General features: G+C 61.4%; 25 protein-coding genes. 8 read left to right on the top strand and 17 right to left on the bottom strand.

Annotated elements, in window-relative coordinates; genetic code table 11:
• Positions 1 to 155: 155 nt before the first annotated feature.
• The 6 genes from M1E02_RS20810 to M1E02_RS20785 form a co-directional block, all read right to left on the bottom strand.
• Complete coding sequence (locus M1E02_RS20810) at positions 156 to 1,202, bottom strand: phosphotransferase enzyme family protein (protein ID WP_479376066.1); 1,047 nt, start codon at positions 1,200 to 1,202, stop codon at positions 156 to 158.
• 76 nt (positions 1,203 to 1,278) lie between these two features.
• Positions 1,279 to 2,928, bottom strand: coding sequence for a glycoside hydrolase family 43 protein (locus M1E02_RS20805; protein WP_479376065.1), 1,650 nt, complete (start codon positions 2,926 to 2,928; stop codon positions 1,279 to 1,281).
• An 8-nt stretch (positions 2,929 to 2,936) separates the two neighbouring features.
• Positions 2,937 to 3,998, bottom strand: coding sequence for a hydroxyacid dehydrogenase (locus M1E02_RS20800; RefSeq protein ID WP_479376064.1), 1,062 nt, complete (start codon positions 3,996 to 3,998; stop codon positions 2,937 to 2,939).
• A gap of 124 nt (positions 3,999 to 4,122) precedes the next feature.
• Complete coding sequence (locus M1E02_RS20795) at positions 4,123 to 5,073, bottom strand: family 43 glycosylhydrolase (protein ID WP_479376063.1); 951 nt, start codon at positions 5,071 to 5,073, stop codon at positions 4,123 to 4,125.
• 166 nt (positions 5,074 to 5,239) lie between these two features.
• Complete coding sequence (gene pgm / locus M1E02_RS20790; protein ID WP_479376062.1) at positions 5,240 to 6,901, bottom strand: phosphoglucomutase (alpha-D-glucose-1,6-bisphosphate-dependent); 1,662 nt, start codon at positions 6,899 to 6,901, stop codon at positions 5,240 to 5,242.
• 87 nt (positions 6,902 to 6,988) lie between these two features.
• Positions 6,989 to 7,342 carry a hypothetical protein gene (locus tag M1E02_RS20785; protein WP_479376061.1) on the bottom strand — a complete coding sequence of 118 codons (354 nt, stop codon included), beginning with the start codon at positions 7,340 to 7,342 and terminating at the stop codon, positions 6,989 to 6,991.
• Between the two features lie 689 nt (positions 7,343 to 8,031).
• Here M1E02_RS20785 and M1E02_RS20780 point away from each other — a divergent pair.
• Positions 8,032 to 8,523 carry a PaaI family thioesterase gene (locus M1E02_RS20780; RefSeq protein WP_479376060.1) on the top strand — a complete coding sequence of 164 codons (492 nt, stop codon included), beginning with the start codon at positions 8,032 to 8,034 and terminating at the stop codon, positions 8,521 to 8,523.
• A 134-nt stretch (positions 8,524 to 8,657) separates the two neighbouring features.
• On the opposite strand, the gene M1E02_RS20775 is transcribed toward M1E02_RS20780, so the two are convergent.
• A complete protein-coding gene (locus M1E02_RS20775) occupies positions 8,658 to 8,813 on the bottom strand; it encodes a hypothetical protein (protein ID WP_479376059.1) in 156 nt (51 codons plus the stop codon).
• 35 nt (positions 8,814 to 8,848) lie between these two features.
• On the opposite strand from M1E02_RS20775, the gene M1E02_RS20770 reads away from it, so the two are divergent.
• From M1E02_RS20770 to M1E02_RS20755, 4 genes are all read left to right on the top strand, one after another.
• Entirely contained in the window at positions 8,849 to 8,980 is a 132-nt protein-coding gene (locus tag M1E02_RS20770) for a hypothetical protein (RefSeq protein WP_479376058.1), read from the top strand.
• Between the two features lie 119 nt (positions 8,981 to 9,099).
• Positions 9,100 to 9,606 (top strand): GNAT family N-acetyltransferase, encoded by a 507-nt coding sequence (locus M1E02_RS20765; RefSeq protein ID WP_479376057.1) that lies wholly within the window; start codon positions 9,100 to 9,102, stop codon positions 9,604 to 9,606.
• Between the two features lie 48 nt (positions 9,607 to 9,654).
• Positions 9,655 to 9,987, top strand: coding sequence for a transposase (locus M1E02_RS20760; RefSeq protein WP_479376056.1), 333 nt, complete (start codon positions 9,655 to 9,657; stop codon positions 9,985 to 9,987).
• 337 nt (positions 9,988 to 10,324) lie between these two features.
• Positions 10,325 to 10,465 carry a hypothetical protein gene (locus tag M1E02_RS20755; RefSeq protein ID WP_479376055.1) on the top strand — a complete coding sequence of 47 codons (141 nt, stop codon included), beginning with the start codon at positions 10,325 to 10,327 and terminating at the stop codon, positions 10,463 to 10,465.
• A gap of 65 nt (positions 10,466 to 10,530) precedes the next feature.
• On the opposite strand, the gene M1E02_RS20750 is transcribed toward M1E02_RS20755, so the two are convergent.
• The 7 genes from M1E02_RS20750 to M1E02_RS20720 all read right to left on the bottom strand — a co-directional run bounded on the left by M1E02_RS20750 (position 10,531) and on the right by M1E02_RS20720 (position 18,667).
• Positions 10,531 to 10,740 carry a hypothetical protein gene (locus M1E02_RS20750; protein ID WP_479376054.1) on the bottom strand — a complete coding sequence of 70 codons (210 nt, stop codon included), beginning with the start codon at positions 10,738 to 10,740 and terminating at the stop codon, positions 10,531 to 10,533.
• 55 nt (positions 10,741 to 10,795) lie between these two features.
• Positions 10,796 to 11,698, bottom strand: coding sequence for a glycoside hydrolase family 43 protein (locus tag M1E02_RS20745; protein WP_479376053.1), 903 nt, complete (start codon positions 11,696 to 11,698; stop codon positions 10,796 to 10,798).
• A gap of 84 nt (positions 11,699 to 11,782) precedes the next feature.
• Complete coding sequence (locus M1E02_RS20740; RefSeq protein WP_479376052.1) at positions 11,783 to 14,248, bottom strand: carbohydrate binding domain-containing protein; 2,466 nt, start codon at positions 14,246 to 14,248, stop codon at positions 11,783 to 11,785.
• A gap of 35 nt (positions 14,249 to 14,283) precedes the next feature.
• Positions 14,284 to 15,192 (bottom strand): carbohydrate ABC transporter permease, encoded by a 909-nt coding sequence (locus M1E02_RS20735; RefSeq protein ID WP_479376051.1) that lies wholly within the window; start codon positions 15,190 to 15,192, stop codon positions 14,284 to 14,286.
• A complete protein-coding gene (locus M1E02_RS20730) occupies positions 15,192 to 16,067 on the bottom strand; it encodes a carbohydrate ABC transporter permease (protein WP_479376050.1) in 876 nt (291 codons plus the stop codon). The genes M1E02_RS20735 and M1E02_RS20730 overlap by 1 nt, the downstream gene beginning before the upstream one ends.
• Before the next feature lie 81 nt (positions 16,068 to 16,148).
• Positions 16,149 to 17,456, bottom strand: a complete 1,308-nt coding sequence (locus M1E02_RS20725) for an ABC transporter substrate-binding protein (protein WP_479376049.1) — start codon at positions 17,454 to 17,456, stop codon at positions 16,149 to 16,151.
• Between the two features lie 200 nt (positions 17,457 to 17,656).
• Positions 17,657 to 18,667: a LacI family DNA-binding transcriptional regulator gene (locus M1E02_RS20720; protein ID WP_479376048.1), complete on the bottom strand. Its 1,011-nt coding sequence runs from the start codon at positions 18,665 to 18,667 to the stop codon at positions 17,657 to 17,659.
• 282 nt (positions 18,668 to 18,949) lie between these two features.
• Between M1E02_RS20720 and M1E02_RS20715 the strand changes: the two genes are divergently transcribed.
• Entirely contained in the window at positions 18,950 to 19,753 is an 804-nt protein-coding gene (locus M1E02_RS20715) for an APH(3') family aminoglycoside O-phosphotransferase (RefSeq protein ID WP_479378235.1), read from the top strand.
• A gap of 39 nt (positions 19,754 to 19,792) precedes the next feature.
• Here M1E02_RS20715 and M1E02_RS20710 read toward each other — a convergent pair whose 3' ends face one another.
• A complete protein-coding gene (locus tag M1E02_RS20710; RefSeq protein WP_479376047.1) occupies positions 19,793 to 20,230 on the bottom strand; it encodes a VOC family protein in 438 nt (145 codons plus the stop codon).
• A gap of 117 nt (positions 20,231 to 20,347) precedes the next feature.
• On the opposite strand from M1E02_RS20710, the gene M1E02_RS20705 reads away from it, so the two are divergent.
• Positions 20,348 to 20,857 (top strand): hypothetical protein, encoded by a 510-nt coding sequence (locus M1E02_RS20705; protein WP_479376046.1) that lies wholly within the window; start codon positions 20,348 to 20,350, stop codon positions 20,855 to 20,857.
• Positions 20,858 to 20,955: 98 nt separating this feature from the next.
• Positions 20,956 to 21,585 (top strand): DUF4190 domain-containing protein, encoded by a 630-nt coding sequence (locus tag M1E02_RS20700; protein WP_479376045.1) that lies wholly within the window; start codon positions 20,956 to 20,958, stop codon positions 21,583 to 21,585.
• A 4-nt stretch (positions 21,586 to 21,589) separates the two neighbouring features.
• On the opposite strand, the gene M1E02_RS20695 is transcribed toward M1E02_RS20700, so the two are convergent.
• Complete coding sequence (locus M1E02_RS20695; protein ID WP_479376044.1) at positions 21,590 to 22,501, bottom strand: glutaminase; 912 nt, start codon at positions 22,499 to 22,501, stop codon at positions 21,590 to 21,592.
• A 19-nt stretch (positions 22,502 to 22,520) separates the two neighbouring features.
• The gene (locus M1E02_RS20690) at positions 22,521 to 24,197 is read right to left on the bottom strand and encodes a PucR family transcriptional regulator (RefSeq protein ID WP_479376043.1); all 1,677 of its coding nucleotides are present in this window, start codon (positions 24,195 to 24,197) and stop codon (positions 22,521 to 22,523) included.
• Between the last annotated feature and the right edge of the window lie 282 nt (positions 24,198 to 24,479).

The following is a 24,479-nucleotide window of genomic DNA, read 5'->3' as shown; positions in this document are numbered from 1 at the left end:
GTGGCTCCTGGTGGTGGTTCGGCAGCCTGTTGCCGGAACTGTCCTAGAAATACGATTCTTTGAGGATAACGTTTTCCTAGAGGGAATGCGAGGGCCCTTGTTCCCTTTGTGTTCTTTTCGCTGGCGCGCTGGTACTTCTGCTGCGTGCCAGGCGGCTAGTTCCGCGCCTTTTCGGCCATCGTGAGGATCAGGGAGCGTTTCTTGTCGTAATGGCTCACGAGGGAGGAGCGCAGATCCGGAAGCCACGAAGGGGAGCCTCCGGCTGCGGAATCCACATCGAGGACACCGGCTCCCTGCAGCAGATCACGGGCCGCGTTGGATGCCATACAGATCGGCAGGAGGGTAATTTCGTCCGCGTACAGGGGGCGCACAGAACCGTAACCATCGAGGAAGGAGGCGAGCAGGGCCGGGTGGGTTGGCTTTTCACAGTCCTGCCCCACTATGTCCCTCAGCGCTGAGGCAATGTCCTCTGCAAACCGGCCGATGCGGGCCTCGTCCAGATCAAAGATGGACACCGCGTCACCGTCCCAGCGGAGATTGTCGAGCTCGAAGTCGCCGTGCAAAACACCATTTTGGGCGGGAATGCGGGGAAGGGCGGCCCACTCGGCAGCCAAGCCTTCGCCGGCCTGGGCCAGGCGCGGATCATCCTTCAGGTTGGCAAGGGCGACAAAGGGCGACGTTGCCCGGCCGCGTTGGTTGGCTGCACCCCCGAAATTGTCCGGATCGAGGAAGATCCCGGAATGGGGAGCCGCGTCTACGTGGAATCTGGCAAGAGCGGCGCCCCAGGCCCATGACTGGTCTTCGCTGACAGTTTCTGGCTCCCTTTCTTCCCCAGGGGCTGCGGTAACTGCGGCAGCGTGGACGGTGCCCATCGGCGTCTCCAGCGTCTCCACGAGCCGCCCGGCATCGGATAGCACCGGAGACACCACTGGATGTCCTGCCGATGAAAGCGCGGTCAGCAATTTGGCTGGCCGCAACAGGGCGTCCTCCGTGCGGAGTCCCGCCGGCACAAAGCGCAGGAAGATGGTCCCTTCTGCCCTGGTCTTCGACGGCACGATGAATACGTGGGTTGCGCTCGAGCGCAGGTAGAGCGCGGCTCCAGGGGGCAGGCCCCAAGCGGCGGCCACGGAATCGGCCACAGGGCTGCGCCAACCTTGGTCGACGGTACTGTTCAGGGACTTGATCTCGCTGAGGGGAAGCATCCCAGCTATCCTCCCCAGCCCAGATGGCGCCCGTCAAGGTGTCAAGCCGCCCCGTGGCCGCGGCAGCGGACGCCGGCTACGACGGAGTCAGCGTGAACTTCGAGAAATCAGCGCAGAAGGTCTGGTCGCGGAGGTCCTGGGCGCAGATGCCGACAAACGGGCCAGTGAACCTCAGGCTCCTGCCGTAGTCATCGGAGAGGTGCGTCGCGTTCAGGCCAGCTGCCAGTTGCTGAAGTCCGCCATCCTCAGTGCCCCAGGAGAACTGGACTTCACTCGGCGTCATCGTGGCGTTCAGCAGGAGCGGTCCGGCGTCCGGGACTGCAGCGGTGGCATGTACCAGGAGTCCCTTCTCGGCGTCGCGCTCCCATACCTCCACCACACGCTCCACCGAGTCTTCAGTGTCCGTGACGGAAAGCCTCAGATAGAAGTACGCGGCGGTGTTGTAGTACAAGATCAGGCCCGCGGACTGTGTGTAGTTTTCCGGGGCTGCGTCAAGGACAACGCTGGCGGACACGGATTCGCTCCTGACGCGCTGGGCAACCAGGCTCTGGTCCCGCAAGGAATCAGTACTCCGCATGCCACGGAGGCGCAGCCAGCCGGGCCGGGCAGTGGTACTGAGCCAGTCGGCCTTGGAAGCGGGGGAGCGCAAGGCACTCCACGGCCAGGCAAGGGGCTCGCCGGCAGCAGGAAAACCAGCGGAGAGTCCGACGGCGGGAGCCCCCTCCTGCCCGGAAGGCGCCATTTGCAAATCGGAAGGCGCCGGCAACCCCGAAGGCGCTTGCAATCCCGAAGGCGCCGGGATTTCCTCGGCAGCATGGTGCCCGCCCTGTTCGAGCCGAAGCCATCCCTCGGAGGTCCAGTTCACTTTTTGGAGGCAGGTCTCCCGTCCGAGGATGGCGCGGCGGTCGCCGTCGGACTCGATCCAGCGGCTGGCAAGGTGCACAAGGTAGTCCTCACCCGTTTCAGTGGTGACGATCTCACCGTGGCCGGCCTTCTGGAGCGGGAGGGTGTCGTCGTCGCGACTGGTGAGGAGGGATCCCTCGGGATCGGCCTCATAGGGGCCGAGCAGCTCGCGGGAACGGAGCATCAGAATGCCGTGGTTGAAGCCTGTTCCGCCCTCGGCAGTCATGAGGTAGAACCAGCCATCCCTGAAATACAGGTTGGGCCCCTCGATCAGCGTGGCACTGCGGAAGATGGACTGGGGCACCCCGACCGTGGCTGAGCCATCGGCTGTCATCTCCTGCACGTTGATACCGGCAAATCCGCCGCGCCCGTTGGGGCGGTTGTCCCATTCCATGTTCGCGAGCCAATGCCGGCCTTCATGGTGAAAGATGGAGGGGTCGAAGCCGGTACTGGTGACGCGTGACGGCGCTGACCAGGGACCGGCGGCATCTTCAGCCCGCGTTACATACGTGTCCATGTCCTTCTGTGCTCCGCCAAAGGACCGTACCACTGTGAATGTAAGCCAGAAGGTGCCATCGTCCCAGCTCAGTGACGGCGCCCAAATGGACCCCGAGTCCTGGATTCCGCTGAAGTCCAAAGCGACGTCGGGTCCGTTGAGTGAGCCTGCGAACTCCCAATGTGCCAGATCCCTGGACCGGTGGATCGGAATGGCGGGAAACCATTCAAAGGAGCTGTTGGCCACGTAGAACCACTCTCCGACCCGAACGATGGACGGGTCCGGAAAAAAGCCAGGGAGTATGGGGTTGGTGATGCTGGTGGTCATGGCCGTCCTCACTGAACAGGTGTTTCGGGGTAGGCAAACTCCTGGCCCGACCGGTAACGGTCCAGCTCGGCCAGAACGTGTTCGCCCAGGCGCGCGAGCTCATTGCCCATAGACCCCGCGATGTGGGGCGTGAGCACCACGTTTGCCATCGAATAGAGTTCATGCCCGGGCGGGAGGACATCAGGTGTGGTCACATCCAGGATGGCGTTGATCCTCCCGGTTCGCAGCTCCGCCAGGAGCGACTCCTGGTCCACCAGCTCGCCGCGGGAGGTGTTGATCAGGGTGGCTCCGGTCTCCAGCAAGCCCAGCTGTCTTCCACCAATCATCTCGAAGGTCGAAGGAATCGCCGGGGCATGGATCGAAACCACGCTGCTGGACGCCATCAGGTGGTCCAGGTCCACAAGCTCGACGCCGAGAAGTCTGGCCTCCTGCGGTTCCAGCGTTGGGTCCGATACCAGGATGCGGAGATCGAAAGGATGCAGCAGTTTGATGACCTTGCGGCCGATCCGGGACGCTCCGACGATTCCTACAGTGCGCCGGAAGTTCCCCGAAAGCGGGAACCGCTCTTCGCGGTGAATGGCGGACTGCTCCTCCCGGTAGAGGCGCGTTGCGGTGAAGGCATCTTTGTTGGCCAGGAGAATCATCGCCAGCGTGTACTCCGCCACGGGGGTTGCGTTGGCGTCGCCGGCATTGGAGAACCTGATCTGACTTCTCGCCGCGGGAGGCAGCTGGGTAGAAGCGACCCCGCCCTGGTGCACCACGGCTTTCAACTCCGGCGCCAGCTCCAGCACTTCCGCCGTAAATGCCGGACACCCCCAGCCGGTTACGACTACCTCGGTCTGGGCAAGGATGGCGGGATCGACCAGCTGCCAGTCGCTGACCACGCTGTGGCTGAGCAGTTCAACGCGGTCATGGAGCCCGGGCCATCCTGCACCGAAGACCATATCCGCCAGGCCCACCGGCGCCATTGCCAGGAGGGCTTTGGGCCGCCGGGTTTTCTCTGAGGTCACTGCCCTGGAACCAGCCGCAAGCTGATCGCCTGTAGCGGTTGTGGGACTATCGGGGGCCATGTCATCTCCTGGTTGCGGCGGCGGAACTTGCCGGGACCTGAAACCGTCCCGTGCCTTTGAGGATAACGATTTCCCAAGCCATTTTCCAGAGTGCCGGCATATGCGATGGGTATTACGAACAGCATCAGGGCGAAGGCTGCTGCACAATCGGAAGATGCAGGGGCTCTTCGCCGAACTCCACCTTGGCAATTGAACCGTCCGGCTGATGAACCAGACGCTCAAAGAGTGTCTCGCGGTTGAAGCCGTTTCCGTCCGGGATGGCGAAGCGGTGGTACGCGATGACCCAATCCCCGGTACCTTCGACGTTCAGGATCGAGTGATGACCCGTTGCCCTGATGCCCCGCTCCAGGTCCTTTTCGAGGATCACCCCGCGATGGGTCCAAGGGCCAAGGGGGCCCGGTCCACTCGCGTACCGGACGCGGTAGTCATCCTCGCGGGTATCGTTCTCGGACCACGACAGGTAGTAGTTGTCACCATTGCGGTGGACCCAGGCGGCCTCACGGAAGCCTTCCGGCTGCCACGAGACAACGGAGCCGGCGTCGAACGAGACCATGTCCTCATTCAGCTTCGCCCCGTGGGCTGTGCCATTGCCCCAATACAGATATGCGCTGCCGTCCCGGTCCACAAAGACAGAGGGATCGATGGTGTAGCCGGCAAACACTCCGGCCGGTACCAGCGGTTCACCCAGGTCTTTGAAGGGGCCTGTGGGGGAGTCGGCGACGGCGACGCCGATGTTCCCGTTGGCCGTGAAGTAGAAGTAGAACTTGCCATTGCGCTGAGCGGCAGCCGGAGCCCAGGCTCGCTCGCTGGCCCAAGTGGCGTCGGTCCCCAGGGAGAGGATGGTGCCATGGTCCGTCCAATCCACCAGATCCGGCGAGGAGAGTACCGAGAACGACGTGCCGGCCCAGTCCTCGAAGCCGTCTGAAGTGGGGTAGAGGTAATAGGTGTCGCCGTACTGGATCAGGGTCGGGTCCGCGTACAGTCCCGGCAGCGGGGATTTCGCAGGCGAAGGAGTCCTCGTGGGAAACGATGGCCGGGTGGCTGTTGATGCCTTCGGTAGCTCTGTCTGGCTCATGGATCGCTTTCTCTGGGTCCGGGCAGGGCCCGTGGATTGCGTCGACTCTACATCGATGAAGAAGTTCGTTCCAGCAGTTGCCAGCCGCTTCTACAGCGTTGTAGATTCAGGCTGCAAAAAAAGGATCATCTCCTGGGCCGGTATCCGGCCCAGGAGATGACGCCCGCTAAGAGATGACGCCGTCCACCAAAGCCTTGGCTTCAGCCTGCACCTGCTTGAGGTGGTCTGCACCCTTGAAGGACTCGGCATAGATCTTATAGACGTCTTCAGTGCCGGAGGGGCGGGCCGCAAACCAGGCGTTTTCAGTGACCACTTTCAGTCCACCAATGGAGGCCCCGTTGCCCGGCGCCTCTGTCAGCTTGGCGGTGATGGTTTCACCGGCAAGCTCGGTAGCGGTGACGTCCGAGGAGGACAGTTTGCCGAGCGCGGTTTTTTGTTCGCGGGTGGCGGCGGCATCAATGCGTGCGTACACGGGGTCGCCGAACTGGTCAGTGAGGCCCTTATAGAGCTGGGAAGGGGACTTGCCCGTGACCGCGGTGATTTCCGAAGCCAGGAGTGCCAGCAGGATGCCGTCCTTGTCCGTAGTCCACACGCTGCCGTCCATCTTGTTGAAGGACGCGCCGGCCGATTCTTCCCCTCCGAAAGCACCTTCCCCTGAAAGGAGACCCGGAACAAACCACTTGAAGCCCACGGGAACTTCCACCAGCTTCCGGCCAAGGCTCTCCGCTACGCGGTCAATGATCGAGGAGGAAACCAGGGTCTTTCCGATCACCGACTGCGGGTTCCAGCCGGTGCGGTGACGGTACAGGTAGTCGATGGCGACGGCGAGGTAGTGGTTCGGGTTCATCAGCCCGCCCTGTCCGTCAACAAAAGGTGTCACGATGCCGTGGCGGTCTGCGTCAGCGTCATTGCCCGTGGCGACGTCGTAACTGGCGCCGTTGGACATCCGCTGAATGAGCGAAGCCATCGCGGAGGGGGAGGAGCAGTCCATCCGGATTTTTTCGTCCCAGTCCAGGGTCATAAAGGCCCACTGCGGGTCAACAGTGGGATTAACCACTGTGAGGTTGAGATGGTGGCGCTCGGCGATTTCACCCCAGTAGTCCACGGCGGCGCCGCCCATGGGGTCGGCTCCGATCCGGACGCCGGCTTCACGGACTGCGTTCAGGTCCAAAACGGACGGAAGGTCATCAACGTAACTGCTCAGGAAGTCGAACTTGCCCGTTGTGTCGGCGTCGAGGGCCTCGGCCAAAGGGATCCGTTTGACGCCGCGAAGCCCGTTCTCGAGGAGTTCATTGGCGCGGTTGGCGATCCATCCCGTCGCGTCGCTGTCCGCGGGGCCACCGTGCGGCGGGTTGTACTTGAAGCCGCCGTCACCGGGCGGGTTGTGGCTGGGAGTGACAACTATGCCGTCTGCCTGAGGGGCACCGGCGGGTGCGTTGCGGTTGTGGGTGAGGATCGCGTGGCTCAGGGAGGGGGTGGGGGTGTAGCCGTGCCGTGCGTCGATCAGCACGTTCACGCCATTTGCGGCGAGGACCTCCAGCGCTGAATTCTGGGCCGGCTCGCTGAGCGCATGGGTGTCCTTGGCCAGGTACAGCGGGCCGGTGATGCCTTGCCCCGCCCGGTACTCGACGATGGCCTGGGTGATGGCGACAATATGCTGTTCGTTGAACGATGCTTTGAGGCTGGAGCCTCGATGTCCGGACGTGCCGAACGCTACTCGTTGGCCTGGCTCAGTGAGATCCGGCGAAACGTCGTAGTACGCATCCAGGAGTGCGGTGAGATCAACAAGGTCTTGGGGTTGGGCAACAGTACCCGCGCGGCTAGCCATGGCACCAGCATGCCAGACGACTGCGTCACTCCACACGCTAAGTCCGCGATCCGGCTCCTATGACAGGAATTTAAGCCTCAATGAGGGTTAGGCGGAGGCCAATCCGCCTTGGGCAGATGCCATTCCCGTAGCAGGCGCGGAGAGTGAGGTCTGCTGGAAGATCCGGTTCAGAAGTTCGACGTCGAGGCTGAAGCTGCCTTGGTCCTCGCGGACCACTCCCAGGTCCTGCAGCGCCAAAAGGTGCGGCAACCCCTCCGTGGGGGAAATGCCGGCCGCTTCAAAGATCTGGCCGGAAGGACGCCAGGTTTCTCCGCGCAGGCTTCTGAGCATAGCCATCCGGGGCGCCCTGGACAGGACGTTCAACGCTTGGGCAGTCAGGGTCGCATCGACGTCGCGCGGGGTTTCCAAGCGGGTGTTCAGGGGTGACGATCCCATGGACATCGTGTACGTCCTTTCTGGTTCCAAGAGAACCTCCGCCTTCCTTGGCGAAGCTGGACTTGAATGGTCTGCTGGTTATGAAACGGGCCGGATGGCAAAACGTGACGCCGGGTGGGGACTTTCACGGCCGGAATGAGCGGAGTGGAAGCACGGATTGGGAGCCGATTGTTCCCGAATCATGGAGTGCGGAGAATGTGCGGAACGCGACTTTCTCGTCGTCGTTCTTCCTGTCCGCAAGGCAAGGTTATTGGAGCTGCGGCAAGCAGTGGGGGAGTCCCTCTTTGGGGAATGGCACCGGGACGGTTTAACCATCCGTACCTGATCGACCGCACCCAGGACCTCGTTGACCTGTTTCATAGCGCCCTTCAAATTCAGGGAACCGAGCAGGCCCAACTCCTTTCAGCTCCTTTTGTTAGCGTAAACAACTTTTAGAGCATTGAAGGGTTTTGGTCATAAAAAACATGAAGTTGGGGTCATTTTTCGGGCTTTGGCCCTTGACACGATTCAGCAATCGGTTTCTGAGGCTGGATATTTCGTTGCATGACTAACGGCTATTTCAAAAGTCCTACCACGTGCGCCACGGCGCAACGCCATGCACCACTGCCAGGACCTTGGTGAGCACTCCGCTCGTGTTAGATTTTCGACACTTATTCAGACCAACCCGGCTTACTCAATCGAACCTGGGAGCGGCAGTGACAGAGCGTAAACGACTCATCACGTGGGAAGACCCTGCCGTTGGTGCGGCAGCCATGCCGAGCATGAGTGGCCTTGAGTACCTGCATTCCATGATGGGCAAAAAGCTTCCCCCTCCTCCGATGGGGGAACTCTTGAACATGACGCTGACCGTAGCGGAACCGGGAACGGCCACCTTCACGTGCCAGCCGGACGAATCCCACTACAACCCGATCGGCGCAGTGCACGGCGGGCTGGTATGCACCCTGCTTGATTCGGCCCTGGGCTGCGCAGTGCAAACCACACTGCCCAAGGGGGTTGGGTACACCTCGATAGAAATCAAAGTGAACTACCTTCGCTCCATCCGTGCCGGCAGCGGCCGCTTGACCTGTGTGGGAGTCGTATCAAAGGCGGGTAACCGTGTGGCCTTCGCAGACGGAACCGTCACTGATGCCAACGGCAAACTCGTGGCTACTGCCACCGGGTCGCTGCTCGTCTTTCCCATCAGCTGAAGTTGAGGGGCGTCCCGGTTAGACCTGCGCTGCCTAAATTTGCGCTGCGTTCCTGACAAGGGCCGTGTCTACGAACTGTTCGAAGCGGACGATGAGCCCGCCGCGGACGGCGAAGTGGTGATCAACGCGGACGTTCAGAGCTTTGCGGCTCGTCTGTGCGTGGCGGTATCGCGGGCAAGGACCACAACGTTTTCGCCATCGACGACGTTGGTGTCGTCGTGAGCGGCCCAGCCGCTGCTGCTTTCCGAAACACAGCGAAGGGAACGCGGTGACAGGACAACCGGCCACAAGCCATCCCTATCGAAGCGGGCTTCGAATAGTAGACATGAGCAAGGCAGAGAAACAGGCGCTACGGTACTGCGATTACTACTGCTTCATGTCGTTGGCTGACTTCATGGTTTGGGTGGATGCCGAGGATGGTACCGAACCGGAAATTTCGTACCTGGCCGGGACCTGATTTCGTTCGAAGTTGTAGTGCCAATTCGCGAGGTGGCGGAAATCTTTGGCAGCACTTCAAAACCTGAACGCTCCGAAGGCGCCCGCGAAAGGGCCATCGCCGATCGATATAGTTGCGGCATGCCCGACTTGATTGTGCCGACCGATCGCCTTCATGCCGCTTGGCTTCAGGCCCATGCTGAGTGGGGGCCGGGACTCCACGAGGATGGTTTTGGATTGTTGGCAACCGATGAGGTCGACTCGCCTGCGGGGTTCCACACCTGGTTGGCAAGGCTTGCCGACGAGTCCTGCGGTTGTACTTATTGGTGGATCGTTGACGGGGACCAAATCCTGGGCGGGATCGCGCTGCGGCACGAAAACCATGAACTAGCGGCACGGGCCGGACACATCGGCTACGGCATCCGGCCGTCCTCGCGCGGTCATGGGCTGGCTGCCTGGGCACTTGGTCAAGTGATAGCTGAGGCCGGGGCGCTTGGCATGGACCGAGTGATGGTTATCTGCGAGGACGGCAACAGTGCCTCTGCTAAGACGATCGAGCGCCAAGGCGGTGCTCTCGAGGTCCCCCGGGACACCAACAACGGCGCCGTGCGACTCTACTGGATCACAATCAGTCAGCCGCAAAAGTAACTCTAGGGGCAGTACCGCATGCGTTTCGAGTCGGGTTCGAGCTGAGAATTGGCAGAGTGCACAACTGAGTCTTACGCGAATGGTCCTTCGGATACTTGTGGCTGCCCTTGCCCTGTACCAGCCTCATCGGGGAGCAACACCAGATTCCGCTTGAATCGCGGAGGCGACCGCCAACTCAACAAGGCCATCTACACCTTCGCGCTGATCAGAATGAACCGGGAGGGGCAGCTCCGACAAGGCCCATCGTTTGCCCTGATATTACCGACAAGCCCGAGTAGTTCTAGGGTCCGGGAGAGCTTATCGAAATTTTCCCACTGCTTAGAGCTTCTTCAAGGCATGCTGCAATGCGGAGAGCGTCCGCCTCTGAAGCTCCTGCTATGAGTCGAAATCCCAGATGAGACGTCGGCAGGTCCGCACTCTCCACTGCTATCTCCACACTGGCGTCCTCTTCGCAGGGTGTCCCGGCAGCAGGAGCGAAAACGGGATATTCCGCACCGACGCCCCATCGGTCACCCGCAGAAATAGTACGCACATATTCGTTTGGCTGTGGTGCAGCGCAGGCGGAAAGCAGCAAAAGGAGTGACGATATCAAAACCAGATCCCGCATTTCTCCCCTTAGTGTTGACTGCTTAGGCACAGGACCAGTCTATGTATCTGGCGAAGCCCTCGGCGCGCCACAGGCGCCGTCGCCGGCCCGTTCAAGCCCATAGTCCAGGACATGACGGCGATGTTCAGCTGGTTCGATACCGGCCGCTACGTCGCTAACCCCCGCCGACAGGAGCAGTTGTTCGGGCCCCCGCCCACGGCTGAGGATGCCATTAAACGCATTACCAGCGAATTGGTAGAAGCCCACCGCTGAGGTGCAGGCCAGGTGTGGCCTACTCAGTCTTGCCCTGGGGTTTGCGGGTACATCTACTGACGTGTTTAGAAGAGTGAAATTTCCTGTGTTGTTCCGCAGGGGATGTCTCCGGTGAGGGTCAGGGCAAATTTTCGGTAGCTAAGCCTGGTGATGAGTATGCCGCAGTGGCGTTCCCGGGCTCGGGGCAGCAGGGCGGATTCGGCTTGGGTGAGTGCATGATCGCGTTGGTGTGCTGAATCCACTTCGATTTCCAAGCGGTGTGAGGCGAGGTCCATGGTTTTCCTAAGACTGATTGTGGTGGTTTGAGTGTCTTCACGGGCTCCGCGGTGGTCAGAGTGCCAGCTGGGACAGGGATTTTAGGCGTCCGGAATCGCTGATGGGAAGTTCGATCAGTTTGGTTCGTTCGTTCGGGAGGTCGTTGGGGTGGTGGAAGACGAGGATGGTCTTGGTTGGGGAGGGGTGGAAGAACATGCCGTGCCCGCCGTCTTCAGCCCACAGGGGTTCGGGATCGTGGTCCCAGGGACCTTCGATGGTGCCGTTCCTGGACCTGGCCAGGCCCATGGCGTAGCCATCTTTTCCGTGACTGGACCACAGCATCACTAGTTCGCCGGTGTCTGTTTTTTGGAGAAAGGGCCCGTCAGTGACGTAGTTGGGGGCTTGCGCGGACCCGCCGGGCAGGGGAGTGCTCCAGGCCGCTTCCGAGGCGCTAAAGAGGAAGAACGGCAGATCGACTGCTGTCTTCAGGTCCGGTGAGAGGCGCTGGGCGTAGATAGCGCCGTCGTTGATCTGAAGCCATTCATGGCAAAAGACCATCCAAGGCAGGCCCGCTTTGTCGATGTAGAGAGTGCCGTCCAGGCAGGCCCAGTCTGCGGGAGTGACAGGCCCGTCGCTCCAAGGCAGGTATGGCCCTGTTGGCTCGTCGGCTTTAAGTACCTGCGTGCCACGGTGGCCGTCGTGGTCAGCGAAGGTGGCGAACATGAAGAAGCTGCCGTTGTAGTCGTACACTTCAGGGGCCCAGAACTGTGTGGTGCCCCAGAAGTGCCGGGGTGGGCGGAACGCGGGGATGGGGCCCTCCCAGTTCTCCATATCGGAGCTGGTGTAGCAGTCGAACCCGGTTCCGGGCCCGGTCCACGGCTGATCGTCGGTGGTTCCAAAGAGGTAATAAGTGGGCCGGCTCGGAAGGTGCAGAATGAAGGGATCGCGGATGCGGATATTCCTGAGGTGATGTGTCATGCGTTCGTTGTCTCTCGGTGGAAGGGCGCGGTGGTGGGCGCGGCCAGGACAGGCGTGCGTCCTGGCCGCGCACTGCAGTGGGGGTTAGCCGATGCGGGTCAGGCGGAGGTCATCGCATGCGCCGGCACTGGTTCCGTCGTTCTTGTAGCAGTAAATGTTGGCGCTGGTGACGTTCGTTCCCGTGGTGAAGCGCACGCTGGCGGGGGCGAACGCTGACCCGCTCACGCGCTGGTATGTCTCGGCTGAGCCCATGCCCTTGACACCGAGGGAAATCTCTTCGCCCGGTGCTGCGCGGAGGAAACCGCTCAGTACGTAGCTGGCGCCTGGGAGCAGGCCGGTGATGCTTTGGTTGGCGCCGCTGTTGGCAGCTCCGGTCTGCAGGCCGTAGGTTCCGGTGTTGGCCGCCGAGGTTGCCACGGTTGCGCCGCCTCCGCTGAGGGTCCAGGGGGTCAGGGAGCCGCTTTCGAATCCCGGGTTGTTGGCAAGGTTCGCGGGTGAGGAGATTGCCTGGACTGCGAAGTTGTCGCAGTAGCCTGCTCCGCTGCCGGTGTTTTTGTAGCAGTAGATTGTTGCGCTGGTGTTGGAAGTGCCGGTGGTGAAGTACACAGTCTGCTGCGCCCACCCGGTTGAGGTGGTGCGGACGTAGGTTTCGGCTCCGCCGAAGTCCTTGACCCCGAGTGCGATCTGCTCTCCGGCCGTTGCAACCTTAAGGGAGGCATTGAGCATGTAGGTGGTGTTCGGGCTCAGCCCGTTGATGGTCTGCTGGATGCCGCTGTTGGTTGGGCCGGTCTGCACCGCGGTGGTTCCTGCCGCAGGTGATGCGCCGGTGGCCTGGGATCCGGTGCCGGACAGCGTCCAGGATGACAGGGTTCCGGTTTCAAAGCCGGGGTTGGAGACCAGCGTCCCGGTGCTTTCGAAGGCGCCGATGGTGGGCCTGGAGGGGAGGGGTGTTCCGCTTAAGTCCCTGCCGCCGTTGTTCGCGATTGTTACTCCGGCGTTGATGGCCGGGGAGGAGGGTCGGATCTTGAATGACGAGGACCCGGCGGAGGTCTGGGCCGGGGTGGGCAGCGGGCCGGAAAGCTGCGGGTCCAGGGTGATTGTTCCGGAGTTTGCGGGTTCGGTGGAGTGCCGGTTCCCGTACATGATGTTGTTGGCGAAGACGGAACCGGTCGTCTGCAGGTAGCCCTTGGACCCGAAGTTCAGCACCAGGTTGTTTCGGAACTTGTAGGAACCGGACTGCGTGTTGCCGATCCGCGTTCCGACCACCGATGTCGCCTGTCCGGAGGAGATGTAGATCGTGTTGTTGTAGATGTCCGGAAGGGGCGCGGCCGAACCACTCCGGTTGGGAATGGCCCCCGGGAAATCGAACACGTTGTGCGCTCGGTTGAAGTTGCTGGTAATCGGGCAGCTGGCCGTGTTCGTATCGTCTTCGCTCACGTTGTAGCGGACGACGGTGCCGTCGGAGGGGATCCGGGACGTGGGTTCGTTGGAGACGCTGATCGGGGGCATGAACAGGATGAACCCACCGGAGTTGTTGCGCGAGTAGTTGTACTGGACGGTGGTGTTGTGGTTGCCCCAGTCGACGTCGAACGCCTGGCCGTCCTGCTGGTTGATCGAACACGCCACCGTATTGTTCTGGATCATCGTGTCGTCGCTGCCGGCCACCCAGATCGAAGCTGCCGCCGTATTGCAGTAATTCCCGGAGGGCGGGCATCCGGTCGTCGCTTTGGGCCCGCCGTACGCGGCATCGTTGCCCTCAATCAGGGCTCCCTGGCCTTTGACGACGAGGATGTCGTCCCCGCCGGAGTAGCGGATGGTGTTGCGCTGGATTTTCACGCCCGTACTCAGGCCGGTGCCTTGCCCGTCATGATCGGGGGTGACGGCGACGGCGATGCGGTCAACGTTTTCAAAGGTATTGTCGCTGACCTGGATATCGTTCCAGGTTGAGATGGTGCCGGTGTGGTTCGTCTGGATGCCGACGCCGGCGTTGGTGGAGTACCAGCCACCGGACCAGCCGCTGATGTTGCGGATGGTCATGCCGGTGATCTTGAGGTGGTTGAGCGTGGTGCCCGAGGAGTTGATGGCGAGGATCCCTGACCTGTAGTCAGGGCTGCTGGCCTGGTTGCGCAGTTCAAGGCCGCTGATTTCCCATTGCTGGACGTTCTGCAGCAGAATCACGGCGCCTGTTGCTCCGGCGGCGTCGAGGATGGGTTTTGCGCCGGTCCCGTAGCTGCCCAGAATGATGGGGTTCCCGCTGGCGCCGGATCCTTTGGCGATGAGTTGGCCTGTGCAGGAGGTGCCGGCCCTGACGTTGATCCTGTCCCCCGCCCCGAAGGTCACGGCGTTCACGGAGGTCAGGGCGTTCCATGGGGATGCTTGTGTTCCTGAGCCGTTCGTTGATGCCGAGCAGTCGAGGAAGTAGCTGGTGTTCACTGCACTGGCAGGGGCGGCGCCTGCCAGGCCTGCTGCCGCGCAGATCGCCGTGGCGGTGAGTGTGGCCAGCAGGCGGACCCGGGAGGGCCTTCGGAAGTAGCGGGTGTTCAACGGCATTGTCGAGTTCCTTTCATTGGGGGTGGTGCGGGGTGTTACTTGACGGCGCCCATGGTCAGGCCGTCCACGACCTGGCGCTGGAGGAACATGAAGACGACCAGCAGCGGGGCGACGCCGAGCAGGGCTGCGGGGAACAGCACTGTCGGATCAATGGAGTAGGTGCCGATCAGGGAGTACGCGTTGACCATCACGGTTTTGAAGGCGGGGTTTTGCAGGAAGACCAGGGGAATGATGAGGTCATTCCAGATGGCGAGGGTCAGGAACGTCGCCAGGGTCGCGGTGATGGGGCGCAGCAGGGGGAAGAGGACGGTGAAGAAGATCCGCACCGGGCTTGCACCGTCCAGGGCTGCTGCTTCCTCGAGTTCGATGGGGATCTGGCGGAAGAAGCTGGTGTAAAAGAAGATCGCCACGGGCAGGTTCAGGGCGGCGTAGGCCAGGATGACACCGACGTGGCTGTTCAGCAGGCCAAGGTCTCGTTGGAGAAGATACAGGGGTGCGATCAGGACGAAGACGGGGATTGTTGATCCGGCGATGAAAAGCCGGTACACCCAGGAGGTCCAGTTCTTGGTGACACGGGCCAGGGGGTACGCGGCGAGGGCTCCGAGGAGGATGGTGGCCAGCAGGGACAAGACCAGGATGGCGATGGAGTTCAGCAACCCCAGTCCGTAGTTCATCTTCTGGAAGACCGCGATGAAGTTCTCCAGTGTCAGTGAGGCCGGGAACCCGAGCGGGTCATTCGCGACGTCCTGACTGGGCCGAAGGGAGGTGAGGAGGGTGAAGAAGAATGGGCCGATGATCGCTGCGACGACGATGACCAGGGCGATGTTCCCTGACCAGTACGCACCGGCGCCGAGGGAGCGGGGACGTTTAGAGCGTCCGGTTAGGCGCTGTTGCGGGATTTCGGGGCTGATGGTGGTTTGTGGCTTAACGATGGGGGCGGTCATTAGATCAGGTCCTCTCGGCGCCGCAGGATCGTTTGGGTTCCGGTGGCGAGGACGACCACGACAACCAGAAGGATGATGGCGATGGCGGTGCCGTAGGCGAAGGTGCCCTGGCCGCCGAAGGTCTGCTGGTAGATCAGCAGGCTGAGAGTGGTCGATGATCCTGCCGGGCCGCCGTTGGTCATCACCAGGGGCAGCTCGAAGACCTTCAGTGAACCGATGAGGGATAGCGTGACGTTGACCGTGAGTGCCGGGGCCAAGAGAGGCCATTCGACGTTCGCGAACCGCCGCCATCCCGAGGCGCCGTCGACCTGGGCTGCATCCAGAAGCTCACCGGGCAGGCCGGTGTAGCCGGCGAGGAAAATCGCGCAGGAGTAGCCGGTGAACATCCAGATGTTCACGACCGCGATGGCCCAGATGGAAATGGCAGGGTCCCCGAGCCAGATCCTGGTCAGGGAATCAAGACCCACGCTGCGGAGCACGGTGTTGATCCCGCCCTCCGGGGCGTAGAGGTATGTCCAGACGAACGCTGCCATGACGGCGGACATCAGCGTAGGGAGCAGCACCAGGATGCTGGTCAGCCGGCGTACCCGAAAACGGTAGTACAAGGCCCGGGCCAGCCAGAGACCCAAACCGTTCTGAACAATCACCACAACGACGGCGTACAGGACGGTGCGGAGGAGGGCGCCCGTCACCACCGGGTCAGCGAAAGCGTCGATGTAATTCTCGGCGCCGATAAACTTTCCCGGATTTCCGACCTTGCTGTTGGTCGTGCTGAGGGAGAATCCCTGAAGCAGCGGGTAGATCACGATCAGCAAGTAAAGTGCCAACCCTGGTGCGAGGAAGAGGAAGGCCGTCATGGGCCGGCGATGGATCACGGGTACTACCTTTGGAAGTCGAAATGGAATCCGGGACGGCGCCATATGAACGGCGCCGCCCGGTGGTATGACGGCTGCGGTTTACTTCTTGTCCCGGAGCTTGTCGAGGTTTTTCAGGTACTGGTTGACATCCACCTGGCCCAGCCAGAGCGACTGTGTTTCCTGCTGCAGCTGCTTCTCTCCGGCCGCTGCGAACCAGCTGTCCGAGGGGAGGATGCGGTAGCGCCCTGCATCGACTGCGGCCACGAAGTCCTTGGTCGCTGGCGTGCTGGGCGTCTTGCCGTCCTTGAATGGCGTTACCGCGTTCTCAGCCTCGACAAACGGTGCAGCATTGGTGCTGTCGGACCAGAAGTCCACGTACTCCTTGGCGGCATCCTTGACCTTGGACTTAGCGTTGATGCTCCACATGGTGCCGACAAACAGGTTCGCCGAGGATTCCTGGCCCTTGTCGCCGGCCGGCCACGGGATGAACACGTTGTTGATGCCGGCCTTGGTGACAGCAGACTGGTTCCACGCGCCTTGCACCCAGAACGCACTCTTGCCGGATGTGAAGTCAGCCAGGCCCTGGGTCCACTCGTCGACTCCAAGTTCGGTTGAGAAATTCACGAATCCCTTGCTTTGGAGCTCCATCATCTGTTCAGCCGAGCTCTTCCAGTCGGTGAACGAGGCGGACCCATCGAGGAATTTCTTGTCCCAGTCGGGGTGGTCCTGGTAAACCTTGGTCGCCGCGATGGCGTTGATCATCGCGTCGCCGGTCCAGCCGTTCTTGTTCGGCAGCGAGATCGGGGTGATCCCCGCGTCCTTGACCTTCTGCAGTGCGGCCACAAAATCGGGATACGTTGCAGGGACGTCGTTTACCCCGGCCTTTTTAAGTAGATCCAGGTTCGCGTACAGATCGATGCCTACCAGTTCCATCGGCAGCGCGTACGTGGTGCCTTCTTCCTGGGTGAAGGGGATGACTGCCGGGATCACAGAATTTGACCAGTCGCTGCCGCCAAGGTCCTCAAGATACCCGGCAGAACCCCAGTCCTGGACCTTGCTCGAGTCGGTCATGATGACATCGGCGCTGTTGCCGGCGAGGAGTTCAGGTTGAACTTTCTGGGTGTAGGCATCGTTGGCCGGCACGTACTCGAACTGAACGTCAATATTCGGGTGCGCCTGCTCAAAGGCGCTGTTGACCTTCTCCATGTTGGCCGGTTCAGCGTCGCCGCCCTTCCAGCCGTACACCTTCAAAACGGTCTTCCCGTCACTGGACGTTGCTCCGGACTGTGAAGAACAACCCGCTACCCCGACCACCGAGGTCAACGCGATCAGGGCAACGGCGATACGGCCGGCACGGCGGACCTTCGCGGCACGGGCGGGGGAAGTCAAAGACTTCGAATCCATCATTTCTCTCCTTCGAGATCATTTGTCACGTTCCAAACACGCAGTCTGCACCCGAGGGCCGTTCTTGCGTACGGGGGATTTGTAGCGTTCAAATGCTGTTTACGGGGCTTAGGGAAAGGCTCTTTGAGCCGAATTTGGGGTTTGCACCGTTCCAAACCGTGATTTACATCATCTTGGGGACAGGCTCTCTTGTCAATACCTGATCATCCAACGGTCGATGACCTGGCAACTAACCGAAAGGGAACGTTAACCTGCTGAGGGGGGGTGAGTGGGTCCCTGAGCCTGGCGCTGAGGAACGTGAAAGCTTGGTCCATCATCCAGGTCCGGTCGATAAACACGCTGGAGAGCGAAGGGTTGGCAAAGGAAGCATCCTCAATATCGTCGACAGCGATGACGGCGACTTCGCCTGGCACTGGGACGCCGCGCTCAGCGAGGGCCTTCATCGCACCCAGGGCCAGCAAATCGTTCGCACAAAAAATCGCGTCTATCGTGTCTCCGCGCTCCAGGAGAGCGATCATTGCTTCCTCTCCATCCCGGCGGGTCCAGTCCTGGACGTAGCCGATGGGGGTCGCTTCCACCATCCCGGCTTCAGCCAGTGCCAGATGGAATCCTTCTTCGCGTTCTGAGACCACATTAGGATCCCCGGTATCTTTGTGCCCGATCATTGCCACATGCCGGCGGCCCTGCCCTATCAGGTGCTCGGTCGCCAGCTTGGCAATTGCCACTGAGTCAATGCCAACCCGATCTACGCTTTCCAGTTTGGAGCGCTCACCTAGCAAAACCAGGGGCATTCCGCCCCGCCGCTTCTCGATTTCCTCATCAGTGATGGTGGAGGGACTGAATATCATTCCATCTGCGGCGCCCAGGTTCCACGCATCAGCGACCTCCCGCTCCCGCAACAGATCATTATCGGTCTGCTGAACAATGAGCTTGAGCCCATGGCGGGATGCTGCCGCTACAGCCGCGCGGGCAATTTCAGCGAAATAGGGCTGGGCGAAGTTCGGTATCGCCAAGGCCACCACACCGGTGCTGCCGCTCACCAGGTTCTGGCCTATGGCCAACGGACGGTAGCCGAGCTTCTCGATTGCGTCATTGACCCGTTTACGGACCGACTCGCGAACGTGAGGCTGGTTCCGAATCACATTGGAAACTGAGCTCTTGGATACCCGCGCTTCAGCCGCCACGTCATGAAGCGTGATCCGCCCTCTAACCATTGGCCATAACCTTTCTACTGATGGAGCGAGGTTACCAGCAGTTCGATGGAACGTTCCACATGTTTATCGAATCGTGTCGCTGACCTTCTGCACCCAAGAAAGGGCGACGACTTTGTCATCCACCCGCGCAAAAACGGCACGGTCGTATTAGTGCCCGGCAGAAGGTGATGGCCGGCGAAATCAGCAGACGTCCCCAGCCCTCCACGAGGGTGCGGATTGGATCATCACGGACTGTCGCCACCGCTGAGGTGCAGGCCAGGTATGGCCTACCATCGACGAGTGATAGAAGAACAGGTCAAGTCACTTCGACGACGCTATTCCGGTCACGACTGGACTCCGGTCGGCGTTGGCTGCTCCGGCGCCCTCGTTTACAGGTTGGACGGAGTCACAGACCTGTATGTGAAGGTTGCCAACCGCAGCAATAGCCGGGACACCGGGAACGACTTGGGTGCCGAGGCAGAACGCATGCGTTGGCTTGCCAAGGTTGGAATTCCTACCGCCGAGGTGGTGGACTTCGGCGCCTCTGACGATTGCGCATGGTTGGTTACCAAGGCGGTGCCTGGCCGATCGGCCGCAGAACACTGGCCGGCTGACCAGCGCCCCTACGTCATTGACGCACTGGCCGATTTCACTCGCACCCTGCACTCCCTGCGGATTGAGGACTGCCCCTTCGAACGGAGCCTTGCCGTGACTCTTCCTGCGGCTGCCCACGCTGTTGGGCAGCATCTGGTTGACATGGCCCGCCTGGACCCCGCATATGAGGGTTGGACACCGCAGCAACTGCTCGACGAGGCCCACGCCACTCTTCCGGGGTCCGAAGACCTTGTGGTCTGCCACGGCGATCTCTGCTTGCCGAACGTATTGCTCGACCCAGACACTCTTATGGTCACAGGACTCATCGATGTTGGCCGCCTGGGCCGCGCCGACAGATACTCCGACCTCGCCCTGGCCACGCGGAGTATCGCCGGCGGCCAGAACCCCCAGTACAGCGTTCGCCACGCGGACCGTTACCTCAGCCGTTACGGCGTGGAAAATACTGACACGGCCCGGATCACCTTTTATCGGCTCCTCGACCTGTTCTTTTAACTACGGCTGACCTGGCTCCCGTAGTGGGTGATTCCTTCGTCAGTCTGTCTTCAGTTCCTGGGCCAGCATCACGAGGATTCCACTGGGACCGCGGAGGTACGTGAGTTTATAGACGTCGGCATAGGTCGCCACGCCACGGAGAGGATGGCATCCGTGCTTGGCGGCGATCTCGAGGGCCTTATCGATGTCGTCCACCGAGAAGGCCACGCGGTGCATACCAATGTCGTTGGGGCGCGTCGGGTCCGACTCGATCGCCGCGGGATGGATGTATTCGAAGAGCTCAAGCCGGCCGTTACCGTCCGGGGTCTGGAGCATTGCGATTTTGGCGTGGTTTCCATCAAGTCCAACGGCAGTATCGGCCCACTCACCGCTGACCGTATCCCTGCCCATGACCGTAAGACCGAGATCGGTGAAAAAGGCGATAGCTGCTTCGATATCGCGAACAGCGATACCCACATTCTCAAATTTGATGGTCATGGGTTGAAGCTACCAAGGCGGAGCCATCAGCTCCAGTGGCGAGCCTTTGGGCGGACTCTTGTGGTCGCCGATGCCGGGGCGTAACGTCCACATCACAGTCTGATCTTGGAGGCTTCCATGTCCGTGCTGCAACGCCGCGCCATAGCCGCGGCAGCTATCTTGTCGTTCGTGCTTCTCGGGCCTGTTTCGATCGCCAATGCTGAGGAACCTGAAGTCGAATTCCCGGCGGGCGAATTCTGCCCGGAGTTCGCCGTACTGGGAAAGTTCACAGTAAAGGGTTCCGAAAAAATCCTTCCGGGTGACCGATTCTGGGAACACAACGTCGGCACTGGCAAATTCACAAATCCAGAGTCAGGCGAAACATTCACACAGCGATCCCGGTACGCTTCCTTTGAGACGTACGACGAAGCGGCCAACGACTTCCACGTCACCATCAATGGCCGGGTCTTTATAGGGTTCATCCCTGGCGACATAGGGCCTGACGGCCCGGTGACAGAGATTCAGATTTACAGTGTCGTGGGACACCAGACCTTCACCTTCGACGCCGACACCAACACGATCGTCGCGTATTCCCTCGACGGCAAGGTCTTGGCAGACATCTGCGCCGTGCTGGCAGGGGAGAGCTAGTTACTCAGGGGCCACCACGGAAGCGGTGGCGGCTTCAGCCGCGTTCGGGCCAGCACGGCGGTAGGCTTGTGCTAAATACTTTCTGAGGGGGATCCACCATGACTGAGCAACCCAAAACCGGCGGCGACAATACACCGGACGGCTACCGGCCGCCGTCGTACATTCCCTCCCAAGGCTCCGACGTCCCACCGCCGCCGGCCCCTCCGGCCGGGCCGCAGTTTGAACAGCCGGATGCCGAACAGCCCAAGTTCGAACAGCCGGACTCTTCAGGCTCCCACGCCTACGGCGAACCCACTTATGGCCAACCGCAGCATGGCCAAACGGCCTACGGACAGCCGACGTATGGCCAGCCAGCGGATCAGTATGGACAAACCCCAAACCCCTACTCGCAGCCCTACGGACAGCAGTATGGTCAGGCGCCCAGCCCCTACGGGCAGCCCTATGGCCAGCCAGGGTACTACGCAACGCCGGAACCCAAGGGCCTGAGTATCGCCAGCCTGTGCTGCGGGATCTCGGTTTACATTGGCTTTGGCTTCATCATCCTGCCCCAGATTGCAGCGGTGGTCCTCGGTCACATGGCGCTGAAAAAGGAGCCTTCAGGGAAGGCTATGGCTATCGCCGGACTGGTGATGGGCTACCTTGGCATCGCCCTGACGGTGGCCTTCCTCATCTTCTTCTTTGCAATTATCGGGGGCCTGGCCAACGAATATTCGGAGCAAACCTTCTAGTGAATTAGAAGATGGACAGGCCTGTCCTGGTGGTGAACTCGTCCAGGGCGGCTACGCCGGCTACTGAATTCCCGGAGCGTCCCAGCCCCGGGCTCCACACACAGATGGTGCAATTGTTGGGCACCACGGCAATAATGCCTCCGCCCACTCCGCTCTTTCCTGGCAGCCCGACGCGGTAGGCGAACTCACCGGCGGCATCATAGGTTCCGCAGGTGAGCATGACGGCGTTAATCCGCTTTGTCTGAGGCGGGGACAGCAGGGCAGTTCCATCGCCCCGCATGCCCTTGGAGGCAAGGAACCTGCTGGCCAGGGCCAGATCGGTGCAGCTCATGGCCAGGGAACACTGGTTGATGTAGGCGTCCAGGACATCGTCCACGGGGTTGTCGAGGTTGCCGCAGCTCGCCAGGAAGTGCGCCAGCGATTTGTTCCGGTTGCTGTGGCGGGCTTCTGAATCGGCGACGACGGCGTCAACCTCCAGCGAGTCGTTACCGCTTTCCTGCCGCAACAGATCGCGGACGGCGGTTGACGGGCTCTCCGAGATGCTCAGGAGCCGGTCCGTAACGACGAGTGCGCCGGCGTTGATAAACGGGTTCCGCGGAATCCCGTCCTCGTGCTCAAGCTGGACGAGGGAGTTGAACGGATTACCGGACGGTTCCCGGAAAACACGCTTCCAGATCCTGTCCCCGTCATCTGCAAGCACGAGTGCGAGAGCGAAAACCTTCGAGATGCTCTGGATGGAAAAGGCCATCTCCGAATCCCCGGAAGCAAAAACTTCGCCTTCGCGGGTGGCAACGGAAATTCCGAAATGGTCTGCGCCCACAGCGCCCAGCTCCGGGATATAGCCGGCCACCTCACCCTGTCCAAGGTGAGGCTTGATGGTCCCGACGATGTCGTCGAGGAGGTTCTGCATGTCCATAACCGGTGGTTCTCTACTTCTACGATGTGGTGTTGAGGGAGGTGATGCTGGGGGACGCTGTTTTGAGGGCTGCTGTTTTGTCCGCCTGGTGTTCTGATTCCATCCAAAGCCGGATCTGCAGGTGGGCCAGGAGCCGTTGACCGGAATCCTGGAGGTCGATTCCCGCGACTTCGCAGGAACGCCGGAGCCTGTAATGGACGGTGTTGCGGTGGACCTTGAGCTGCTCCGCGCAAAGGTTGACGTCGCCAAAGGACTCCAGGTAGGCCAGCAGGGTGGCGGCGAACTCGGGATGGCGTTGGCACAACACAGTGATGCCCTGATGCCGGAGCCGGTCGCGGGAGCCGATGAGGTCCAGCAGCTCATTGACCAGGACAGTGGTTTCCACCTCGCTGAAGGAAGCCACACGCATGGAAGGCGTCTCCTTGAGGACCTTCAGAACATTGCGGACGTGTTCAACAGAGGTGTGCAGCTGGTCCAGTTGCTCCACCACGGGTCCTACGGCGGCCTGTACCTGCAGGTCCAGGTGGGCCCGGGCATCCCGCACAATGACGTTGGCCAGGCGGGTGATCGCGGCCGGGGACTTGACTGGATCCAGGTCGGGAAGGATGACGGCGGTTTCCAGGCCCAGCGAGCCAACCACAGCGCCTGGACGGTAGGCGGCAGCATGGATGGAGATCAGGTTGGCCAATTCACCCCGCTGCAGCTGCAGCCCGGGGGGAGTCTGCTGGAGGCTCCCGGACGATACCAGCACCAGGGCCGCGGGCCTGGAGGGATCAAGCCCCGCCGATTGCGCCTGCGAATGGATCTGCGCCGTCCCGCTCAGCAGGCTGGAGACCCTGTCCTGGCGCAGGGATTGGGATTGTTCGTTCCGGTGCCGCACCAGCTCGATGGCGGCGTGCCGGGCCGATCCCACCAGGATCCGGTCAGTGTTCGGGGCGAGCCGTTCTGCCCCTTCCTGGAGCCAGATGTACCCGAGGACGCGCCGGCCGGCGTGGATGCCGATGGCCACTCGTTCCCTGAGTCCCTCATCAGGATTGGCTGGAATGTGAATGGGCGCCTCTCCGGCCTGGAGGTGTTTGTAGACCCCCGATTCCTTCAGGAGTTTCTGGTACCGCTCGGGTCCACGGCGGGCCAGGATAGACAAGCGCCTGAGTTCATCGACGTCGTTGGAGGCGGGGGAGTAGGCCAGCACGCGGTTCGCGGGGTCCTCAATGACCACGTGCCCGTGCGTCAGCGTCGCCGTTGTCTGCGCGATTCCGAAAAGGTCACGCTGCATCAGAGTGGACGTGTCGCCGGAAGGCAGCGATTCGCGGATACGGTCCGTCGCAATGCTTTCAAGACGGTTCCAGCGCGCCGAAAGGGCGACGGCCACCAGTCCGATTCCGGTGGGACGCAGGACTTCCCGGATTGCTGCCAGCTCGGCTTCCGTGCCTTTGACAGCAATGGCTACGGGCCTGTTGTGGATCAGCGCCCGGACCGTGGGCAGGGCCGCGCGTCCCCTCGCTCCCACCAGCAGCACCAACGCACCGCGCTGCACGGAGTCATGGTCTTCGGAATCGGTGATGACCGCGTCCTGGACAGTCTCATTGTCGGCGGACGGGGCAAGCAGCAGTTGCGCGTTGTCGATGCCAATGTCTTCGAGGACATCGCTGAGCGCTACCCGGGGCAGCTCCCCTTTGAGTTCCTCAGGTCTCACGACAGCCTCCCGACCCTTTCTGATTGTGCGTGCAACGTGCCGGACAGGCACGGCTCTTTGCGGCGACAGCCACAGCCAAGTACGCTACTCGCCCAATGACGACAGAAATTTAGTTTGCCGCACAAATTCGTCCTTGCGTTCTTGGGCGAGCAACCAAGATAAAACTATCCCTCGGAACCTAGAGTTGGATACACCACCGCCCCAGCAACGTCGCCGGGACGATGGGAAGCTTCACCCACGGCCAGCAGCAGGTCCAGCTGCACTTCCTGATGATGATCTGAT

It is taken from the genome of Arthrobacter sp. Z5-13 (assembly GCF_056499105.1).
This window is presented reverse-complemented; position numbering and strand designations above follow the sequence as displayed.

Excerpts from the sequence above, each read along its gene's own strand:
- M1E02_RS20810 (WP_479376066.1), bottom strand. The coding sequence starts at position 1,202 with ATGCTTCCCCTCAGCGAGATCAAGTCCCTGAACAGTACCGTCGACCAA.
- M1E02_RS20805 (WP_479376065.1), bottom strand. The coding sequence starts at position 2,928 with ATGACCACCAGCATCACCAACCCCATACTCCCTGGCTTTTTTCCGGAC.
- M1E02_RS20800 (WP_479376064.1), bottom strand. The coding sequence starts at position 3,998 with ATGGCCCCCGATAGTCCCACAACCGCTACAGGCGATCAGCTTGCGGCT.
- M1E02_RS20795 (WP_479376063.1), bottom strand. The coding sequence starts at position 5,073 with ATGAGCCAGACAGAGCTACCGAAGGCATCAACAGCCACCCGGCCATCG.
- pgm (WP_479376062.1), bottom strand. The coding sequence starts at position 6,901 with ATGGCTAGCCGCGCGGGTACTGTTGCCCAACCCCAAGACCTTGTTGAT.
- M1E02_RS20785 (WP_479376061.1), bottom strand. The coding sequence starts at position 7,342 with ATGTCCATGGGATCGTCACCCCTGAACACCCGCTTGGAAACCCCGCGC.
- M1E02_RS20770 (WP_479376058.1), top strand. The coding sequence starts at position 8,849 with ATGAGCAAGGCAGAGAAACAGGCGCTACGGTACTGCGATTACTACTGC.
- M1E02_RS20765 (WP_479376057.1), top strand. The coding sequence starts at position 9,100 with ATGCCCGACTTGATTGTGCCGACCGATCGCCTTCATGCCGCTTGGCTT.
- M1E02_RS20755 (WP_479376055.1), top strand. The coding sequence starts at position 10,325 with ATGACGGCGATGTTCAGCTGGTTCGATACCGGCCGCTACGTCGCTAAC.
- M1E02_RS20750 (WP_479376054.1), bottom strand. The coding sequence starts at position 10,740 with ATGGACCTCGCCTCACACCGCTTGGAAATCGAAGTGGATTCAGCACAC.
- M1E02_RS20745 (WP_479376053.1), bottom strand. The coding sequence starts at position 11,698 with ATGACACATCACCTCAGGAATATCCGCATCCGCGATCCCTTCATTCTG.
- M1E02_RS20740 (WP_479376052.1), bottom strand. The coding sequence starts at position 14,248 with ATGCCGTTGAACACCCGCTACTTCCGAAGGCCCTCCCGGGTCCGCCTG.
- M1E02_RS20735 (WP_479376051.1), bottom strand. The coding sequence starts at position 15,192 with ATGACCGCCCCCATCGTTAAGCCACAAACCACCATCAGCCCCGAAATC.
- M1E02_RS20725 (WP_479376049.1), bottom strand. The coding sequence starts at position 17,456 with ATGATGGATTCGAAGTCTTTGACTTCCCCCGCCCGTGCCGCGAAGGTC.
- M1E02_RS20720 (WP_479376048.1), bottom strand. The coding sequence starts at position 18,667 with ATGGTTAGAGGGCGGATCACGCTTCATGACGTGGCGGCTGAAGCGCGG.
- M1E02_RS20710 (WP_479376047.1), bottom strand. The coding sequence starts at position 20,230 with ATGACCATCAAATTTGAGAATGTGGGTATCGCTGTTCGCGATATCGAA.
- M1E02_RS20705 (WP_479376046.1), top strand. The coding sequence starts at position 20,348 with ATGTCCGTGCTGCAACGCCGCGCCATAGCCGCGGCAGCTATCTTGTCG.
- M1E02_RS20700 (WP_479376045.1), top strand. The coding sequence starts at position 20,956 with ATGACTGAGCAACCCAAAACCGGCGGCGACAATACACCGGACGGCTAC.
- M1E02_RS20695 (WP_479376044.1), bottom strand. The coding sequence starts at position 22,501 with ATGGACATGCAGAACCTCCTCGACGACATCGTCGGGACCATCAAGCCT.